Raw genomic sequence first — 18,237 nt, 5'->3', positions numbered from 1 at the left:
CCGCGCACGAAGCGCGCGGGCATCATAACCCTTCACCCGCGCGAGAGCGGCTACGGCCGGCCGGCGAAGAAGCGGTCGAGGGCGTCCTGCTGCTCGCCGTCGAAGGCGCGCCTGGGGAGGAAGCCCGTCCACTGCCTGCCGATGAAGAACAGCCAGAACTCGGGAGTGCCGACGATCCGCGCGAACATGGACCACCGCACCGTGGTGGTGGATTGGTCCGTCGCGCACTCGTAGCCGTCGTCGGTCACCCGGAGCGTCGTGGGCACGCAGAGGTAGGCGAGCTGTCGCCTGGCCATCCTGCGCGCCGACCACATGAGCGCGAACGGGAACACCACCGCCCCGGCCAGCAGGCCCGCGCCGAGGCCGGTGGCACCGGCCAGCAGGCAGCCGGCCCCCGACACGGTGAAGGCCGCCGGCAGGGCCACGAAGAGCGTCCGCAGCTGCCGGTTGAGACCCTGCTGGAGCGCCCGCGCCACCTCGTCGGGAGAGAGCTCGTACCTGACCGTGATGTCCACTGTGCCGCCTTCGTCGGATGCGACGATCATCATTCACTGCAGGGGACGGCTTCGCAACGCGACCTGGGCATGGCCACCCTCCTCCACGCCGCGTACGGCAAGACCGCGTCGGCACAGGCGTGGACCGTCCGACCGGCCCGGGCCGGTCGGACGGAACATCCGGGACGTCTCGTTCGTCCTCCGAGGTGTGACGAGCTCACCGGATCTCGACGAGCGGCTGCGCGACGCGGCAGCCCGCATGCACCGGGCCGACCACCTGCGGCGGCTGGGCAAGGCCACCGCGGAGCAGATCCAGCAGGCCCGCCGCACCCTGGCCGACCTGGAACTGGAGGCGTCTCTGGAGGAGGACGACGTTGCCCGCCTGGAAGGCGGGCTGTCCGCCGTCCTGGCCCGCCTGCTGGGCAACCGCGAGCAACGGCTGGAACGCGAGCGTGCCGAGGCGGCCGCCGCCAGGCAGCGGGCCGAGGGCCACCGGGCCCGCCTGGCCGCGCTGGAGGCTGATGCGCGGGCGACCGCGGCCGAGCTGGCCGAGCTGGCGAGCGCCCCGGAGGAGTACACGGAGTTGCTGGCCGCGAAGGAGCGCCGGCTCGTCAGGAGCGGTGACGCCCGCGCCCGAGAGCTGGTCGAGCTCGGCGCCGCCCTGGACCGGGTGACGGCCGACCTGCGTGAGCACGCGGAGGCCCACCGGGCCGGAGCGGCCGCACACGACGCGCTCGGCCGGGTGCTGCGCCCGCTGAAGGCGGCCAGGGGCGCCTCCACGTGGGACCTGTTCGGCGGCGGGCTGATCGCCGACTCCATCGAGCACGACCGGCTGCGCGCCGCCGACGAGGCCGCCTGGCACGCCCAGCGGGCCCTGGACGTCTTCTCCCGCGAGCTGGCCGACGTCGGTGTCCCCACCCCTCCCCACCTGCCCAAGGTGGACACGCGGTGGTTCGTCGACACGTTCTTCGACAACATCGTCACCGACGTGATCAAGCACCAGCGCATCGAGAACACCCTCGGCGAGGTCGAGAAGACGGCCCGATGGGTCCGCGACACGGGTGAGCGCCTGAAGGCCCGCCACGCCGAACTGTCCGCCGAGCGTGCCCGGCTGCTGGCCAGGCGGGAGAACCTGCTGCACGGTTGAGGCCGCGCGGTCCCGGGGGTTCGGCCGGAGGGCCGGAAGGCCACATCCGCGGAGACGCGAAGACGATCGCGTATGAACGGAGCACACATACACATAGGAGATCTTCCCCCGCCTTCCTACGATTGATCACGGGACGAGGCGACCGGTCCCGCGGCCACGAGGCAGCGGGACCATGAGGACGAGGAGCCACTGATGAAGGTCTTGGTCACGGGCGCGACCGGCACGGTGGGCCGGCAGGTCGCGGCCCACCTGGGTGGCACAGGAGCCGAGGTCCGGGCGCTGGCCCGTGATCCCCGCGCGCTGGAGCAGCAGGGCATCGAGGTCGTGCGCGGCGACCTGGCCGATCCGCACACCCTGCACGCCCCACTGGCCGGGGTCGACGCGGTGTTCCTGGTATGGCCGTTCGCCACCGCCGAAGGGATGGCCGAGATCCTGGACGTGATCGCCGAGCACGCCCGCCGGGTGGTCTACCTGTCGTCGGCGGCGGTCCGCGACAACGAACAGCGGGCCGAGCGGTTGATCGAACGGACCGGGCTCGCGTGGACCTTCCTGCGGCCGCACGTCTTCGCGGCCAACGCGTTGCGGTGGGCGACGCAGATCCGCGCCGAAGGCGCGGTGCGCGGCCCGTACGGGGCGGCCACCATGGCCCCCATCCACGAGCACGACATCGCCGCCGTCGCGGTCCGCGCGCTCACCGGCGACGGACACGATGGCGCGAGCTACGAGCTGACCGGGCCCGAGAGCCTGGCTCAGACGGAGCAGGTACGCGTCATCGGCGAGGTGATCGGCCGCCCGGTGCGATGGATCGAGACGTCTCCGGCGACCGCGCGGCGGGAGATGCTCGACCGTGGCTGGCCGGACGCCGCCGTCGACGGCGTTCTCCAGGCCCAGGCCGCGCTGGTGACCGAGCCCGGCCCCGTCACCTCCACGGTGGAGAAGGTCACCGGGGCGGCCGCCCGTACGTTCCGCGAGTGGGTCCACGACCACTCGAGCGCGTTCCTGCAGGGCCGCTGACCCGGGCCCGCGGGCCGGCCGGTGCCCTACTTGACGGCCCCGCCGGTGATGCCGGAGATGATCTTCCGTTGGGCGACGGCGAAGATGATCAGCAGCGGCAGGCTCATGAGGATGATGTAGGCGAAGATCAGGTGCCAGTTGTCGAGGTAGAGGCCGGCGTTGGCGACCTGGAACAGGTTGAGCGGCAGGGTGTCGAGCCGCCCGCCGACGACGAAGAACGCGTAGAAGACGTCGTTCCACACGTACAGGCAGATGAGGATGGTGGCGGTGGCCAGCACCGGGCGCAGCAGGGGCAGGATGACCGAGACGAACACCCGCACCGGCCCGGCGCCGTCCATGCGGGCGGCCTCCTCGATCGACACGGGCACGGTGCGGACGAAGCCGGTGACGAAGAAGATGACGGTGGACATGTAGATGCCGGCGTAGACGCCGACCATGCCGACGACGCTGCCGGCCAGGCCGAGCTGACGCAGCAGCAGCACGATGGTGACGACGGCGGGCGGCAGCACGATGCCGCTGATGGCCAGCGCGTACAGCACGGCGTTCAGCCGCCCGGCGCGGCGGGCGAGGATCCACGACGCCATGGAACCGAGCGTGAGCACGAGCGCGACCGACGGCACGACGACGAGCAGGCTGCCGAGGAACGCCGCCGGCACCTCGCCCTGCTGCCAGACCTGGCCGAGGTTCTCCCACAGCTGCCAGCGCGACGGCAGCGACAGGTCCGGCGACAGCGCCTCGCCCTGCGACTTGGCGGCGGTGACGACGACCAGCCACAGCGGCACGCCCATGACGAGCACCACGAGCGCGACGACGGCGGCGGGGCGCAGCCGGGCGGCGAGCCCACGCGGCCGGGGCGGCGGGACCCGGCGGCGGGCTGGGGCGCCGTAGGCGGGGGCGGTCACAGGATCTCCTCCCTCTTGCGCAGGACGCGGATGACGGGGAAGGCCAGCAGCGCGACCATGAGGAACAGCACCAGGCTCATGGTCGTGGCCTGCGCGAACAGCCCCTGGCCGAAGGTGCGGTAGATGAAGATGTTGAGGATCTCGGTGCTGCGGGCGGGCCCGCCGCCGGTGAGCGCCTGGACGATGTCGAAGCCGTTCATGGAGCCGAGCAGCGCGGTGGCGACGTTGAAGGTGATCGCGGGGGCCAGCAGCGGGAAGCGGACCGACCAGAACGCCTGCCCGCTGGAGGCGCCGTCGATGCGGGCGGCCTCGGTGACGTCCTGCGGGATGGTCTTCAGCCCGGCCAGGTAGATGAGCATCGACAGGCCCATCCATTTCCAGGCGTGGATGACCGCGGCCAGCACGAGCGTCCAGGTGGTGCTGCCCAGCCAGGCGACGTCCACCGGCTGCCCGGTCACGGCGGAGAGCAGGTCGTTCAGACTGCCGTCCGGCTTGAGCAGGGCCTGGAACAGGTAGCCGACCGCCAGGGCCGACATGAGCACCGGGATGAGGAAGACCAGGCGGGCGGTCCGGTTGAGCCAGGTGTCCTTCTCCAGCAGGACGGCTAGCCCGAAGCCGAACAGGTTCTGGAACAGCGCCACGAGCACGGCGTAGCTGACGGTGATGCGCAGCGCGCTGAACAGGGTGCCGTCCGACAGCAGGTAGCTGAAGTTCTCGAAGCCCACGGGCCGGATGTCGCTCTTGAAGCTGGACCAGTCGGTGAAGGCGTAGACGAAGTTGAACACGGTTGGCAGGAAGAAGAAGACGAACAGGATGGCGAAGGCCGGGGCGAGGAACCATATCGGGTGGGTGCGGTTTCGCGCGATCGTCGCGGCCGGTCGCGGTCCTGCGGGCTTACGGCGTCCGGTGGGCGGGCGGGTGAGCGTCTCCTGACCGGTCGGCATGATCGGCTCCTCGGGAGGGGCGGGGCGGGAGACTCGGGCCGGCCTCCCGCCGGGAGGGGGTGGGTCAGAAGCCGGAGGCGCCGGCCGCCTTGGCGAGCTGGGCGAACTGCTTCTGCGTGGCGGCCGCCACCTGCTCGGGGGTCAGGCTGCCGGTGATCATGTCGGCCAGGTTCAGGTACAGGTCGGGGTTGGCCACCGCGAGCGCCTGCATGGAGCCGACCGACCGGCCGAGCGAGGCGTGCACGTCCAGCAGCGCCTGCGGCACCCCGTCGGGGGTGTCCACGTCCGAACGCAGCGAGACGGTCTTGCGGTCGGCGACGAAGCCGGCGTAGCCGGGGCCCATCCAGTACGCCAGCAGCTGCCGGGCGGCCGCCTCGCGCCTGGCGTCGCCGGTGCGGAAGGCCACCAGCGCGTTGGACTGGTCGGGGATGAAGGTGCCGACGTTCCCGGACGGCGAGATCGGGAAGAACCCGATCCTCTTGTCCAGCTCCGCGGTGTCGGCCTTGGCCTGGAGCTGGCCGAAGAACGAGTTGACCTGCACGGCCATGGCGGCCTTGCCGGACAGCAGCGCCTCGCCCTGGTCCTCGAACGTGGCCGTCTTGACGTCGGCGTTGAACAGGCCCTCGTCGATGAGCCCCTTGTACCTCTTGATCGCGTCCAGGACGGTCTTGTCCTCGAAGGTCTCCTTGCCGGCGTTGATCCGGTCCCACAGCCCGTCGCGGGCGGCGTCGGCGAGCTGGACCTGCACCCACCACTGGGTGGCCCACTTGTCGCCGGCCATCTCGAAGAACGGGGTGACGCCCTTGCCCTTCAGCGTGCGCGCGACCTCGACCAGCTCGTCGAAGTCCTTCGGCGTCTGCTTGACGCCGTTCGCGGCGAGGACCTCCTTGTTGTAGTAGACGCCCTCGACCGCGGGACTGGTGACGAGCGCGGCGTAACGCGTCTTGTCCAGCAGTCCCGTGATGTCGCGCAGCTCGGGTGACAGGGAGGAGAGCCAGGGGGCGCCGTCGAGCGGCTGCAGGTTGGCGGGGGCGTTCAGCGCGGTGAGCATGGACGCGGTCGGCTGCCAGAACGCCAGGTCCGGCTTGTCGCCGGTGGCGACCTTGGTCTGCACGCCCTGCTCGTACGGGTCGGGGATGGTGACGACCTCGACCTTGGCGCCGGTGGCCTGGGTGAAGGCGTCGGTCACGGCCTTGGGCACGGTGTTGCTGTTCTGGGCCGCCCAGATCGTCAACGTGACCCCGTCCAGGCGGTCGGTGGGTGCGGGCCAGGCCGCCGGCGAGGCGCCGGCGGCGGGCGTGGCGGGCCCGGAGGCGGGGTCGCTGCAGGCCGCGACGGCCAGGACGAGGGCCGCCGCGGCGGCGAGAGGCTGTGCGAGCTTCACGGTGCAGATCCTTTTATCCATGTTCCGCCACTTATGGTGGCGCAACATCTTGTATGGGGGGGTTAGAGGGGACGCAGGCGCAGGACGCGGGCGGTGGGTGCGGGCAGGGTGGTGGTGACGGTCAGCTCGGCGGTGCGCGGGTTCCACGCGTGCGTCCAGCCGCCGGCCGCCGAGGGATAGGCGATCCGCACGTCCAGGTCACGCCCGGTCAGGTGTGGAAGCGGGAGGACGGCGGTGTCCGCGGCGCCGGGCCTGCGCCAGATCCCCAGGTGGGTGCCCTCCCCGGCGCGCAGGCCGAGGGCGAGCCACGGGTCCTCCCAGCCGGGCAGGCCCAGCGGCCAGCACGGCGTGGCACGCAGCAGGTCGGGGCGGAGGCTCTGGTGGAGCCGGACACCCTCCCGGACCAGGGCGAGCTGGTCCGGCGTCATCCGGTGCAGGTTGCCGGACAGGTAGAGGCGGCCGAGGATGCCGGTGCACAGGGTGAAGGCGATCTCCTCCTCGGTCATGCCGGGCTGGGGGTAGGCCCAGTTGGCGGCCTGCTCGGGCAGCGTCGACAGCGGGGCGGCGACCGCGATCGGCGGGTAGCGCAGGAAGTCCTGCTGGTCGCTGGTGGACTGCAGTTGCAGGCGCGACAGCATGGCGTAGTCCATGCGCATCGCACCCGAGCCACAGTTCTCCAGCACCAGGTGCGGATGCCGGTCCAGCACGCCCTCCAGCCAGGCCAGGTGGGCCCGGTTGTGCGCGAGCAGCCCGGCGCCGACGCTGGTGGCGTCCCGGTCGGTGCCCGCGCCGGGATCGATGTTGTAGTCGAGCTTGAAGTAGCCGACGCCCAGGTCCTCCACCAGCCGGTCCACGACCTGGTCCAGGTGCGCGACGGCGGCGGGGTGGCGCAGGTCCAGGTGGTAACGGCCGTGCTCGGCGACCCGGACGCCGCCGCGCTGCAGGAACGCCTCGGCGGGCAGCTTGTCGGCCATGGGGCTGCGCACGCCGATCACCTCGGGCTCCAGCCACAGACCGGGTGTCATGCCGTGCCCGGCGATGCGGGCCAGCACCTCCTCCAGCCCGCGCGGGAACCGCGTCTGGGACGGCAGCCACTCGCCCACGCTGTCCCACCAGTCGCCGCCGTCGTCGTACCAGCCCGCGTCCACGCAGAACACCTCGGCCCCCGCGGACGCCGCGGCGTCGATCAGCGGCAGCAGCTTGTCCGTCGTCGGGTCCCCCATCAGGGTGTTCATGTAGTCGTTGAACACCACCGGCAGCCGGGGGCGGTCGGGGTGCGGGCGCAGCAGCGCACGCCGGTGCGCGGTCAGGGCCGCCGCCGCGCCCTCGACTCCGTGGGCGGAGACGGCGACCGAGACCGGCACCGTGCCGAACGACTCGCCGGGCGCGAGCAGTTCGTTCCACTGGTGGTCGACGTCGGTGGGGCCGGACAGGGCGACGTAGGCGCCCTCCATCCGGTCGCCGACCTCCCACCGCCACGGGCCGTTGTGCTCGATCTGCCACAGCCACGTCTGGCCGGTGTTCCGGTCGGTCAGTCCGCCCATCGGCACGTACCGGCCGCTGGACCAGGTGCCCGAGCTGGTCAGCGCGAACACGCCCTTGCCGTGCTGGCCGTGCCCGGCCAGCCCGCGGTCGGCCACGTGCTCGGCGAGCGGCCGGCTCGTCCAGCGGTTCTCGCCCAGCCAGTCGCTGTCGGCGCGCAGCACGTCCAGCTCGTCCACCGGCCGGCCGAGGAAGCCCGCGGCGAAGGAGGTGACGGCCAGCAGCAGCACCGGCTCCTCTCCCCCGTTGGTCACCCGGGCCGACGCCTGGACGGCGGCCACCCCCTCGCGGGAGCGCAGGGTCAGCTCGGCGCTCAGCCCGGAGGTCTCGTCGCGCAGGTGGAGGCGCAGCTCGTGCCATCCGCCCCGCGCCGACTGCTCCGCCCCCGCGTAGCGCAGCCGGCAGCCCACGGCCGTCTCCGACAGCCGCTGCGACGCCCGGGCCCGGCCCTCGCCGGCCACCAGCACCTCCACGAGCGGCTGCGACACCCGCGCCGTCATGGCGGGTGGCCCGGCGGCCAGCTCGCGCAGCGCCACCGGGCCGTCCGGGCCGATCTCCACGACCGCGGCGAGGCCGGAGTGCCCCCAGCGCAGATGTTCAACGACGTCAGCAGGCATCAAGAGCTCTCTTTCCGGGTGAGGCGGTCGCATCGCCCCCGAGGCGATGTGACCGGTCACATGTGTCTGAGCGCCAGTGTGAGCGGTCACACGATGCGGAGGGAAGGCCTCTTTGCGGGATCGTTACGTTCGGGTTTCAGCCACGGGACGGAGGCGCGGTGGACTCGCGCACCACCAGGCTCGGCGGCACGAGGTCCGCCCGGGGCTGCGCCTCGCCGGTCAGTTCGGCCACGGCCGCGCGGAAACAGGCCCGCCCGAGCCCGACGAAGTCCATCCGCACGGTGGTCAGCGCGGGCGTCCAGTACGCCGAGCCCGGAATGTCGTCGAAGCCGACGATGCTCACGTCGCCGGGCACGTCCTTGCCCGCGTCGTACAGCGCCCGACGCACCCCCTGGGCGATGTCGTCGTTGCCGCAGAGGATGGCGGTCACGTCGTCACGCGCGGCCAGCCGCTGCCCGGCCGCGTAGGCGGAGGAGATGTCCCAGCCGCACCCCAGCACGTCGGGGATCTGCGCACCGGCCCGTTGCAGCGCGTCGCGCCACCCCGCCAGCCGCCCCCCGGCGCCGCCCTCCGACGGGATCGCCACGTGGTGCACGGTGCGATGGCCCAGCGCCAGCAGGTGCCGCGTGGCATCGGTCGCGGCACGCCGCTCGTCCAGCGTGATCGCCACCCGCCCCCGGTCGGGCGCGGCCGGCTCCGCGGCGGCGACGGCGGGCACGTGCTCCGGCAGCGCCTCCAGCACCGCGACGCCCGGCGGATCGAAGGCGATCACCACCACGCCGCCCGCACTGCCGTCGCTCACATAGTCGACGGTCTGCTTGACCTCGGCGGGCTCGGCCGACTCCACCACTCTCACGCCCACGGCCATGCCCTCGGCGCGGGCGGCCTCCTCGACTCCCTGCAGCGTGGCGGCATAGCCGTACAGCACGGTGTTGGAGGTCACCACGGTGATGGCGCGGGCCCGGCCCAGGCTCAGCGCGCGAGCGGTCCGGCTGGGCCGGAACCCCAGCCGCTCGATGGCCGCCAGCACCGCGGTGCGCGTCTCGGGACGCACGCGCGGCGACTCGTTCAGCACGCGGGAGACGGTCTGGTAAGACACCCCCGCGGCGGCGGCGACGTCGCGGATGCTGGGCGGGGCCGCACCGCGAGGCGCACGTCGAGGGCTCGTACTCACGATCACATAGTAGGACGGCCCGGCAGCCGGGCTCCGATCCGCTGCGCCTGCGCGGCGGATCGCCTCAGGCCGCGGGAGTCACCCGGCCGGATCCAGCAGCTCGCGCACCAGCGCGTCCTGCAGCCACGCACGGTAGCGCTCCAGGGGCCAGCCACGGTGCCGGCACAGGAGCTGGTGCATGTGCGGGGAGGCCAGGGCGTACACGATGTCGGCGGCGGCCGCGGCGTCGAAGCCCGGCCGCAGGGCGCCGCGCTGGTGCAGGGACCGGGTGAGCGCCAGGTACACCTCATAGGTCGCTCGCGCCCCGGCGTCGGCGGCCGCCCGCATGTCCGGGTCGGCGCCGGCCGCCTCGACGCTGACCATGATGAGGTCGCCGGCACGGTCCAGCAGGTCGGTGGCGTAGGAGACGGTCCGCGCGATCGCTTCCTCGACGTCGGGTTCGGCCTGCGCCGAGAGCACCTCGGACCGCTCGGCCACGCGCACCGGCGCCTCGTCTCCGACGGTCGCCACCCCGAGGGTGTGTCCGAACAGTGCGGCCTTGGTCGGGAACGCGTCGTACAGGGTGCGCTCACCCACCCCCGCCGACGTCGCGACCTCTCGCATCGTCGTGGCGACGTAGCCCTGCTCGACGAAGAGCCGGGCGGCCGCCTCCCGGATGCGGGCGCGGGTGGCGGCCGCGGCGGCGGCGCGCTTCGCCGATCGGTATTGCCTCTTGACGGGTTCGGCCATGGGGAGCATTCTAGGCTCAATTAGCCGCAGTGATACTGCGCCCAATTTAGGGAGGCCTCCATGCCCCGCCCCCAGCTCGCCGGAATCCATCACGTGAAGATCCCGGTCACCGACCTCCCCCGCTCGCGGAGCTGGTACGAACGCGTCTTCGGCCTCACGGTGACCATGGAGTTCCCCGATGGCGACGGCGTCGTGCGCGGCGTGGCGGGCGAGATCGCCGGCCTCGGTGACGTCCTCGTCGCGCTCCGCGAGAACCCGGGGGCCGCGGCGGGCTGCCGGGGCTTCGACCCGATCGGCTTCGCGATCCAGGACCACGCCGACGTCCAGGCGTGGGCCGGCCACCTCGACGAGCTCGGCATCGCGCACTCGCCGGTCATCGAGGCCTCCATCGGCTGGCTGCTGGTGTTCAACGACCCCGACGACCTCGAACTGCACCTCTACACCTGGGCGGCGCACGGCGTCGACCACTCGGCACGGCCCGGCTACGGGCGTCCGGCCACCCGGCCGCCGGCCCCCGTCCGGTGACCGCCGGGCCCTCGGCGGCCCGCACCCTCCTCGCCGGCGTCCCGGCGGCCGCCCAGGCCGCCACGGCGACGACCGTGCCGCACCCAGATCCGCCCGGCAGGAAGGAAATCTTGTGCACGCCATGAACCGTGGCCTCCTCGTGTTGGCCGCCGCATCCACTCTGGTGACGACGATGGCCGCTCCATCCCCGGCCGTGGCCGAGCCCGTCTACCACGAGATCGTCGTCGAGCACAGCGGCAAGTGCCTCGACGTCCAGGACTCCGGCCACGCCCACGGCGCCAACGTCCTGCAGGCCAACTGCGTGAACGGACCCAACCAGCGCTGGCGCCTGCGAATGCCCGAGTTCGACTGAGCTCCTGGGGAGGGCCTTCCACGACAACGCCTTCGCCCCGCGCGGGGCGAAGGCACGCCGCGAGGGGGGACGGTCAGCTGGGCTGGCCGGTGGGCATGACGGTGATCTGCTGCATGTTCACCCTCGGCGGGAGAGTCGCGACGAACCCGACCGTCTGCGCGACGTCCTGGGGCGTGAGCCACTCCATCGCCTGCTTGGAGCCCTCCAGCCACGCCAGCGCGCCCTCGTCGGTGACGTGGCTCTGCAACTCGGTCCCGACGATGCCCGGCTCGATCGCGCAGACCCGCACGTTCTTCGCACCCAGCTCGGCCCGCAGATGGCGGGACAGATGGGTGACGTACGCCTTGGTCGCCGAGTACACGGCGAAGTTCGGGAAGATGTTCTGCGCCGCGATCGACGAGGTGTTGATGAGGTCGGCCACCCCGCGCTCACCCGCAGCCTCGACGAGCTGGGGCGTGAACGCGCCGACGACGTTCATCAGTCCGGTGACGTTGAGGTCGATCTGACGCTGCCACTGGTCGGTGGCCAGCTCCTCGACCGGGGCCGGGAGCATCACCCCCGCGTTGTTGAACAGCAGGTCGGCGCCGCCCAGCTCGGCCACGACACGGTCGGCGGCCGCTCGCACCGCCGCCACGTCGGTCACGTCGAGCGCCAGCGCACGGGCGCTGCCGCCGTTCTTCTCGATCCTGGCGACCAGATCGTCCAGCCGGTCCGCACGCCGCGCCAGGACGACGACACGTGCGCCCAGCTCGGCCAGATGCTCGGCCGAGGCCTCGCCGATTCCGCTGGAGGCGCCGGTGACGACCGCCACGCGGCCGGCGAGGGGACGGGCAGAGGTCTGTGTGGTCATGGTGCGCGCCTTTCCGGGTGGGCGAGATGAGAGGTACGGGGTCGCGGCCGGTCGCCGCGTTCCCCTTCACCAGCACACCAGCCGGCACGACTCCGCGGAGCGCCCGAACATGCCCTGGCCAGGCAGGTCTCCGTGAGGCAGGTACCGGTGGGGCCACCCCACCGAAGGCATGGCACCCCCTGGTTGGCCCACACTGAGGGGTATGGACCGTAGTCGCGAGCTCGCCGACTTCCTGCGCTCACGCCGTGCCCGGATCACCTCCGACCAGGCGGGGCTGCCCGCCGACGGCCGCGCCCGCCGCGTGCCCGGCCTGCGCCGGGACGAGGTCGCCCGGCTGGCCGGGGTGAGCACCGAGTACTACACCCGCCTGGAACAGGGCCGCGCCGGCAACCCCTCCCCGGAAGTGGTCGAGGCCCTCGCGCGTGCCCTCCAGCTCGACCTCGCCGAACGTGAACACCTCACCGACCTGCTGGCACGCCCCGTCCGCCGGGCCCCCGCGAGTCCGCAGCGGGTCCGGCCCGGGCTCCACCTGATGCTGCGGACCCTCGACCACGTGCCCGCCTTCATCCTCGGCCGCCGCACGGACGTCCTGGCCGCCAACCGCCTCGCCCGCGAGGTCCTGACCGACTTCGACGCCCTGCCCGTACCGCAGCGCAATCTCGCCCGCTACTATCTGCTGGATCCCGAGGCCCGCCAACGCGTCGGCGACTGGGAACGGATCGCCGCCGAAACCGTCGCCGTCCTCCGCCTCGAAGCCGGCCGCCACCCCCACGACCGCCAGCTCGCCGACCTCGTCGGCGAACTCACCCTGCGCTCGCCCGAGTTCAGCTCGTGGTGGAACGACCACCGCGTGCTGCGCCGCACGTATGGCACCAAGCACTACCGCCACCCCCTCGTCGGGGATCTGCACTTCTCCTACGAGTCCCTCCAGCCTCCCGGCGACGCCGACCAGACCCTGTGCGTCTACAACGTCGAACCGGGCTCCGAAACCGCCCAGGCCATCCAGCTCCTCGCCAACTGGACGGCGCCCCGGCACGACGCGCGCCCTCGGTCGGGCGCCTGACGATCCGGCGGCGCGGCCCTGGGTTTCGCCCACACACCCGCCGCCGTGCGCCGCTTCCGCCCGGACGGATCCGCCCGGCTCGAGCCGGGCGGATCCCGAGGGATGAGGTCCTGCGCCGGGAACGGTGGTGAGCTGTGCCGGCGGCCCGCATCCCCGAGGGGTGCGGGCCGCGTTCGTGGCCGGGTGCGCCCGGGTTCAGCGGTCCACGTGCAGCCGGCCGAACTCGACCAGCGGGGTGCTACCGGTGAAGTTGCGCTCCACCTCGGCCCGCTCGGCCGCGCTCGGGTTGGCGTTCGCGCAGCTCACCGGAGCGCTGGAGCCGGACATCAGGTCGGAGCAGAGGCCGGTGCGCCGGTCGGGCAGTCCTAAGATGTGGCCGATCTCGTGGGCGGCGATGCGCACCGGGTGGTAGCCCTGCGAGGTGGCTTGCCTGCCCATCCAGATGGTGCCCCGGCCCAGGCTGGTGGGCAGTGCGCGGGGCCAGCCGTTGTCGGCGACGACGACGAAGTGGGCGGGGGTGCCGGCCACGAGGCGGACATTCGTGACGCTGGAGTTCCAGATCTGCGCGGCCTGGTCCACCGCGCCGCGGAACTCCGCCGCCCGGCTGGCGTCGTACCGCAGGACCCTGACCAGGGACGCGGCCTGCGCGGGCGAGGTGGCCAGCAGGAACGCGAGAGTGAGGACGACAGAGAGCGCGAGACGGAGGGGGTTGGGCATCGTGTCTCCTCGGACAGTGGGGGTGCTGTCACGGTAGGCGCCACGGCGCCGCCCGGGGACAAGTCATCTTGCACCTATCGCGGTGGTATGGACCGATGCCGAGCTGAGGGGCGGCCGCTACAGATCGATGTCGCGGAGCTGCCTGCGCGAGGTGATGTCGAGCTTCCTGAAGATGTTGCGCAGGTGGGCGTCGACCGTGCGCGGGCTGAGGAACAGCCGGGCGGCGACCTCCTTGGACGTCGCGCCGCCCGCCACCAGGCGGGCGATGTGGACCTCCTGCATGGTGAGCCGGTCGCCGGCCGGATGGGCCCGGTTGCGAGCCCGCTCGCCGGTCGCGCGGAGTTCCCCCGCGGCGCGGGCGGCGAACGCCTCCATCCCGATGTCCGAGAACAGGCAGTGCGCGTGGCGCAGCCGTTCGCGTGCCTCACGCCGCCGCCCCTGGCGGCGCAGCCACTCGCCGTACAGCAGGTGCGCCCGGGCCTGGTAGACGACCGCCCTGGTGCCGTCGAGACGGTCGATCGCCTCCTGGAACGAGGGCTCGTCGCCGGTGACCAGCGCCCGGGTGTACGCCTGCACGCCGAGCCCCCAGGCGCCGCCCGCCCGGGTCCGCTCGGTCAGCGCGCGCAGCGCCGACGCGGCCGGTTCGTGCTCGCCGCACCGGAGCGCCGCCTCGATCAGCTCGGGCAGGGCGAGTCCGGCGGTGGCCAGGTCACCGGAGGCGACGGCCTGCCGGGCCGCGGCGAACGCGGCGGGATAGTCGGCGAGGCCGTTGTTCAGCACGGCCGTCCCCCAGTGGACGCTGATCGACATGAGCGGGCCGGCCGCGAGCACGGCGTCGAACAGCTCCACGGCCTCGCGCCTGCGCCCGCGGAGCGCGGCCAGGTGGATCCGAGGATAGAACAGCGGCGAGGCGCCGGTGGCCTCGGCGATCGCGGCCCCTTCGGAGATCATCTCGACGGCCGCGCCGAAGTCGCCGGCGTGGACGTTCGCGGTGGCGGCCATGGCCAGCCCGATGGGCAGCGTGAAGAACGAGCCCGACCGGCGGCCCAGCTCCACGATGCGGTGGCCGATGCCCAGGTAGGCGTCGAAGTCCCAGACCTCCACGGCGAGCAGCGAGGCGAGCGACGGCCGCCGCGTCCATTCCTCGTGGCCGGTGTCGGAGACGAGCGGGCGGAGCGCGGGGACCGCCTCCCGGGGCCCGTCGGTGACCAGGCTGACCAGGGCCTCCAGCAGGGCGACCGAACCGGCGGGGCCGGCGGCGGGGGCGGCTGCGGCCTCCCGCACGACGGCGTCGAGGCCGCCGGTCAGGATGCCCATCTCGATCGCGTCCAGATAGCAGGCACGCGACCACGCCGGGTCCACCTGCGTCAGGCGGCGCGCCGCGCCGAGCAGGCAGGCGATGGCGTCGGCTCCACGGTGCCGGACGAACGACAGCCGGCCCCGCAGGAGGTCGGCCTGGGCGAGCTGCCGCGCCGTGCCGGTCATGGCGGTGCCGGTCGTCGCGGTGGCGGTCATGGCGGTGCCGGTCATGGCGGTGGCGGTCGTCGCGGCGGCCAGCAGCTCGGCGGTCCGGTCGAAGTCGCCGACGGCCAGCTTGGCCTGGGCCGCGGCGAGGAGCCGATCGACGCGGCGGGCCGGGTCTGCGGACAGCGCCGCCGCCCGTTCGAGGAAGGCCGCGGTGGCGGCCACGCCGCCACGGGACTGGGCGCGGGCCGCGGAGGCGTCGAGTTCGGCCGCGATCTCCTCGTCGGGCCCGGTGCCGGCCTGGGCGTGATGCCAGGCCACCCGGTCGGGGTCGGCCGCCGGGTCGGTGGCCGACGCCAGCGCCTGATGGGCCAGCCGCCGCTCCTCCGGCTCCGCGGACCTGTAGGCCACCGACCGGGCGAGCGGGTGGCAGAAGCGGATCCGGATGCCGAACTCGATCAGCCCCGAGGCCGCCGCCGCCTCCGCGCCCTCGGCGCCGATCCCGAGCGAGCCGGCCGCACGCCACAACAGGCCCGGGTCACCGACCGGGTCGGCGGCCGCGACGGTCAGCAGCAGCCGCGCGCCGGCGGGCAGGCGTTCCAGCCTGTCCTGGAAGCTGCGTTCGATCCTGCCGGCGGGCGGCGAGGTCACCGGGAGCGCGAAGCCACCGGCCAGCCCGCCAGGGCCGGCGCCGCGCGGCAGTTCGAGCAGGGCGAGCGGGTTGCCCCGCGCCTCGGCCAGGATCCGGTCGCGGACCTGCTCGTCCAGGGGCGCGTGCAGCTCGGCTCCCAGCAGGGCGCGCGCGTCCGGCTCGGGCAGCCCTTCGACGGTCAGGGCCGGCAGCTCATCCAGTTCGGGCGACCGGGCCGGCTCGGGCGACGGGTCCCGTACGGCGAACACCACGGCCACCGGCTCGGCGGCGACCCGGCGGGCGAGGAACGCCAGGGCCTTGGCCGAGGCGTGGTCGAGCCACTGCGCGTCGTCCACCACGCACAGCAGCGGCTGTTCCGCGGCCGTCTCGGCGAGCAGCCCCAGCGTGGCGATGCCGACCAGCAGCGGGTCCGGCGTGCCCGTGTCGAGGCCGAAGGCGATCTCCAGAGCCTTGCGATGCGGCGCCGGCAGGCCGGCGCGATGTCCGAGTACCGGCGCGCAGAGCTGGTGCAGGGCCGCGAACGGCAACTCCATCTCGAACTCGGCGCCGGACGCCTGCATGACCCGGAACCCGGACGCCGCCCGCCGCGTGTGGTCCAGCAGCGCGCTCTTGCCGATGCCGGGCTCGCCGCGCAGCACGAGGGCTCCCCCCTCCCCCTGCCCGGCCGCGCTGATCAGGGCGTCGAGCCGGAACGTCTCCCGCCGCCGGCCCACGAGGGAGATGTCGGCATGTGTCGGGGGCACCCGCCCATGCTAGAGGGACGTCGTCATTCCGGGATCGGGCCCGTGTTGTGGGGTGTGGCGTGGGGCGTGGTGACGCCCGCGTAGCCCAGGTGCATGACCATGCCCTCGGACGCGTGCGTGAAGTTGTGGCAGTGGTCCATCCAGATGCCCGGATTGTCGGCCGTGAAGTCGATCTCGTAGATCTCGCCCGGGGCCACGTTGAGCGTGTCGGTCCACCAGGTGCTCCCCGTGGCCGGGACGCCGTTGCGCGACAGGACCCGGACCCGGTGGCCGTGCAGGTGCATCGGATGGTCGATGAGGCTGCGGTTGACGATGCGCATCCTGACCCGGTCGCCCTCGTCCACCGTCAGCATGGGCACCGCCGGCCACAGCCGGCCGTTGACGGAGCTGCTCACGTAGTTCAGCCGGCCCATGGCGAAACCGAAGCCGTCGTCCAGCGCCAGGTCGAAGGTCTTGTCGTACGCCTCCCCCACGGCGGTGGCGGTGGCCTCGCCGTACGAGAGGGGGTCGAAGCGGGCGACGGTGCTCGCGGGCGCGGGCGCGGCGTCGCCGCCGGGACTGAGGACCAGAGCGGCGGAGTCGGGGATCTCGTCGACGTCGCCGGACAGCGTGACCGGGCCGTCCGGCATGGTGAAGGCGACGTCGAAGCGCCCGCCCGCGGCCAGCAACAGGTCGGTGCCGGGCCTGAGCACGGCCGGGCCCCGGACGGCGTTCCCGTCGATGGCGGTGACGGTGTACGGCGTGCCGCCGAGGCGCAGCAGGTGCGGCTCCTCGGAGCTGTTGACCACGCGCAGCAGCACCGGCTCGCCGGCGGCGACGGCCTCCCCCTCGGGCCGGTCGGCGGTGTCGAACGCGGCGACGGGTTCGTCGGCTCCGGGCCACAGGTGGGTGAAGACCGTCCGCTCCGTTCCGGCGGTCGCCTTCTCCTCCTCCACGATCAGGGCGCCGAACAGGCCGCGCCGCACGGTCTGGGCGGAGCCGCGGTGGGTGTGGTACCAGAACGTGCCCGGCCGGTCGGGGACGAACCGGTAGACGTGCCTGCCGCCGGGCTCGACCGCCTCCTGGGTGACGCCAGGCACGCCGTCCTCGGCGTTGGGGACGTCCACGCCATGCCAGTGGAGTGTCACCCCCTCCTCGACGTCGGTGTTGACGAGGGTCACCTCGACCAGCCGGCCGGCCTTGACCCGCAGCTCCGGGCCGGGCGAGCGGCCGTTGAAGGTGAGCGCGTCGATCTCGCGGCCCGAGCTCAGCCGGACCCTGCCGTGCGCGGCGGTCAGGGTGAAGCGGGCGTCGGGCGTCTCGTCGCGCGGCCCGGTGAGCTGCTCGACGCTACGGCCGCCGGCCGCGGCGTGATGGTGGCGCTCGGCCGCCGACACGTTGTCCTGGTAGGCCACGCCCAGCACGACCGCGGGCGCCAGCAGGGCGGGGAGTGCGAGCCAGGGCGCCCGAGCCAGGCGCGGCCCGCCCGACGGGAGCGGGCCGGAGTCGCGCCACCGGGCCACGAGTACGGCCAGGCCGACGGCCACGGCCGAGACGGCCAGCTCAAGCAGCGCATCGAACGGGACGAACAGCCACAGCCCCGACAGTCCGGCGCCGACCTTGGCCGCGGCGACGGACGCCGCGCTCCGGGTGGCCAGCGCCCAGCCGACCGGCAGCACGGCCAGCGGCACCTGCAGGAGCAGCCGCGGCTCGGCCAGCGCGAATCCGCCGGTGAGCAGCACGCCCGCGACGACCAGCCGGGCCCCGACCAGGGACGCCAGGCCGTACAGCGCCCACCGCCCGGCGGCACCGGCGACCGCCGCGACGACGACCGCGATGGCCAGCAGCATGTCGGTGACGAAGAGGGGTTCGGACATCGGATTCTCCTTGCTCGGGGTCACCACGGTGACGGCGGGCCGGCGGATCTCGCGTCGGTGACGACCGC

16 protein-coding genes are annotated in these 18,237 nt (G+C 73.3%); 5 read left to right on the top strand and 11 right to left on the bottom strand.

Annotated elements, in window-relative coordinates:
- Nucleotides 1-50: 50 nt before the first annotated feature.
- Nucleotides 51-548, bottom strand: a complete 498-nt coding sequence (locus FHU36_RS17570; protein ID WP_185085062.1) for a YcxB family protein — start codon at nucleotides 546-548, stop codon at nucleotides 51-53.
- A gap of 154 nt (nucleotides 549-702) precedes the next feature.
- On the opposite strand from FHU36_RS17570, the gene FHU36_RS17565 reads away from it, so the two are divergent.
- Together FHU36_RS17565 and FHU36_RS17560 are read left to right on the top strand one after the other, a co-directional pair.
- Nucleotides 703-1,641 carry a hypothetical protein gene (locus FHU36_RS17565; protein ID WP_185085061.1) on the top strand — a complete coding sequence of 313 codons (939 nt, stop codon included), beginning with the start codon at nucleotides 703-705 and terminating at the stop codon, nucleotides 1,639-1,641.
- A gap of 192 nt (nucleotides 1,642-1,833) precedes the next feature.
- Nucleotides 1,834-2,655: an NAD(P)H-binding protein gene (locus FHU36_RS17560; protein WP_185085060.1), complete on the top strand. Its 822-nt coding sequence runs from the start codon at nucleotides 1,834-1,836 to the stop codon at nucleotides 2,653-2,655.
- 26 nt (nucleotides 2,656-2,681) lie between these two features.
- On the opposite strand, the gene FHU36_RS46355 is transcribed toward FHU36_RS17560, so the two are convergent.
- From FHU36_RS46355 to FHU36_RS17530, 6 genes are all read right to left on the bottom strand, one after another.
- A complete protein-coding gene (locus FHU36_RS46355; protein WP_221496409.1) occupies nucleotides 2,682-3,557 on the bottom strand; it encodes a carbohydrate ABC transporter permease in 876 nt (291 codons plus the stop codon).
- Nucleotides 3,554-4,501 (bottom strand): carbohydrate ABC transporter permease, encoded by a 948-nt coding sequence (locus tag FHU36_RS17550; protein ID WP_185085059.1) that lies wholly within the window; start codon nucleotides 4,499-4,501, stop codon nucleotides 3,554-3,556. Before FHU36_RS17550 ends, FHU36_RS46355 begins: the two co-directional genes overlap by 4 nt.
- Before the next feature lie 64 nt (nucleotides 4,502-4,565).
- Nucleotides 4,566-5,885, bottom strand: coding sequence for an ABC transporter substrate-binding protein (locus FHU36_RS17545; RefSeq protein WP_221496408.1), 1,320 nt, complete (start codon nucleotides 5,883-5,885; stop codon nucleotides 4,566-4,568).
- A 62-nt stretch (nucleotides 5,886-5,947) separates the two neighbouring features.
- Nucleotides 5,948-8,044, bottom strand: coding sequence for an alpha-galactosidase (locus FHU36_RS17540; protein WP_185085057.1), 2,097 nt, complete (start codon nucleotides 8,042-8,044; stop codon nucleotides 5,948-5,950).
- Between the two features lie 136 nt (nucleotides 8,045-8,180).
- A complete protein-coding gene (locus FHU36_RS17535) occupies nucleotides 8,181-9,218 on the bottom strand; it encodes a LacI family DNA-binding transcriptional regulator (protein WP_221496407.1) in 1,038 nt (345 codons plus the stop codon).
- A gap of 78 nt (nucleotides 9,219-9,296) precedes the next feature.
- Nucleotides 9,297-9,947, bottom strand: coding sequence for a TetR/AcrR family transcriptional regulator (locus FHU36_RS17530; protein ID WP_185085056.1), 651 nt, complete (start codon nucleotides 9,945-9,947; stop codon nucleotides 9,297-9,299).
- 60 nt (nucleotides 9,948-10,007) lie between these two features.
- On the opposite strand from FHU36_RS17530, the gene FHU36_RS17525 reads away from it, so the two are divergent.
- Entirely contained in the window at nucleotides 10,008-10,472 is a 465-nt protein-coding gene (locus FHU36_RS17525) for a VOC family protein (RefSeq protein WP_185085055.1), read from the top strand.
- Nucleotides 10,473-10,593: 121 nt separating this feature from the next.
- Complete coding sequence (locus FHU36_RS17520; RefSeq protein WP_185085054.1) at nucleotides 10,594-10,824, top strand: RICIN domain-containing protein; 231 nt, start codon at nucleotides 10,594-10,596, stop codon at nucleotides 10,822-10,824.
- Nucleotides 10,825-10,897: 73 nt separating this feature from the next.
- Here the strand turns inward: FHU36_RS17520 and FHU36_RS17515 are convergent, their stop codons facing one another.
- On the bottom strand, nucleotides 10,898-11,674 hold the full coding sequence (locus tag FHU36_RS17515) for an SDR family oxidoreductase (protein WP_185085053.1): 777 nt from the start codon (nucleotides 11,672-11,674) through the stop codon (nucleotides 10,898-10,900).
- 202 nt (nucleotides 11,675-11,876) lie between these two features.
- On the opposite strand from FHU36_RS17515, the gene FHU36_RS17510 reads away from it, so the two are divergent.
- Complete coding sequence (locus FHU36_RS17510) at nucleotides 11,877-12,737, top strand: helix-turn-helix domain-containing protein (RefSeq protein ID WP_185085052.1); 861 nt, start codon at nucleotides 11,877-11,879, stop codon at nucleotides 12,735-12,737.
- 195 nt (nucleotides 12,738-12,932) lie between these two features.
- Here the strand turns inward: FHU36_RS17510 and FHU36_RS17505 are convergent, their stop codons facing one another.
- From FHU36_RS17505 to FHU36_RS17495, 3 genes are all read right to left on the bottom strand, one after another.
- Nucleotides 12,933-13,454 (bottom strand): snapalysin family zinc-dependent metalloprotease, encoded by a 522-nt coding sequence (locus tag FHU36_RS17505; RefSeq protein ID WP_185085051.1) that lies wholly within the window; start codon nucleotides 13,452-13,454, stop codon nucleotides 12,933-12,935.
- A gap of 117 nt (nucleotides 13,455-13,571) precedes the next feature.
- Nucleotides 13,572-16,313 (bottom strand): ATP-binding protein, encoded by a 2,742-nt coding sequence (locus FHU36_RS46350; protein WP_312891665.1) that lies wholly within the window; start codon nucleotides 16,311-16,313, stop codon nucleotides 13,572-13,574.
- A gap of 23 nt (nucleotides 16,314-16,336) precedes the next feature.
- The gene (locus tag FHU36_RS17495) at nucleotides 16,337-18,169 is read right to left on the bottom strand and encodes a multicopper oxidase family protein (protein ID WP_185085050.1); all 1,833 of its coding nucleotides are present in this window, start codon (nucleotides 18,167-18,169) and stop codon (nucleotides 16,337-16,339) included.
- Nucleotides 18,170-18,237: the final 68 nt, after the last annotated feature.

This window comes from Nonomuraea muscovyensis (assembly GCF_014207745.1).
GTDB classification, from domain to species: Bacteria; Actinomycetota; Actinomycetes; order Streptosporangiales; family Streptosporangiaceae; genus Nonomuraea; species Nonomuraea muscovyensis.
Note: the sequence above shows the minus strand (reverse complement) of the source record. Positions and strands in the feature narration are given on the sequence as shown.

Excerpts from the sequence above, each read along its gene's own strand:
- FHU36_RS17570 (WP_185085062.1), bottom strand. The coding sequence starts at position 548 with ATGATGATCGTCGCATCCGACGAAGGCGGCACAGTGGACATCACGGTC.
- FHU36_RS17560 (WP_185085060.1), top strand. The coding sequence starts at position 1,834 with ATGAAGGTCTTGGTCACGGGCGCGACCGGCACGGTGGGCCGGCAGGTC.
- FHU36_RS17550 (WP_185085059.1), bottom strand. The coding sequence starts at position 4,501 with ATGCCGACCGGTCAGGAGACGCTCACCCGCCCGCCCACCGGACGCCGT.
- FHU36_RS17540 (WP_185085057.1), bottom strand. The coding sequence starts at position 8,044 with ATGCCTGCTGACGTCGTTGAACATCTGCGCTGGGGGCACTCCGGCCTC.
- FHU36_RS17530 (WP_185085056.1), bottom strand. The coding sequence starts at position 9,947 with ATGGCCGAACCCGTCAAGAGGCAATACCGATCGGCGAAGCGCGCCGCC.
- FHU36_RS17525 (WP_185085055.1), top strand. The coding sequence starts at position 10,008 with ATGCCCCGCCCCCAGCTCGCCGGAATCCATCACGTGAAGATCCCGGTC.
- FHU36_RS17520 (WP_185085054.1), top strand. The coding sequence starts at position 10,594 with ATGAACCGTGGCCTCCTCGTGTTGGCCGCCGCATCCACTCTGGTGACG.
- FHU36_RS17515 (WP_185085053.1), bottom strand. The coding sequence starts at position 11,674 with ATGACCACACAGACCTCTGCCCGTCCCCTCGCCGGCCGCGTGGCGGTC.
- FHU36_RS17510 (WP_185085052.1), top strand. The coding sequence starts at position 11,877 with ATGGACCGTAGTCGCGAGCTCGCCGACTTCCTGCGCTCACGCCGTGCC.
- FHU36_RS17505 (WP_185085051.1), bottom strand. The coding sequence starts at position 13,454 with ATGCCCAACCCCCTCCGTCTCGCGCTCTCTGTCGTCCTCACTCTCGCG.
- FHU36_RS17495 (WP_185085050.1), bottom strand. The coding sequence starts at position 18,169 with ATGTCCGAACCCCTCTTCGTCACCGACATGCTGCTGGCCATCGCGGTC.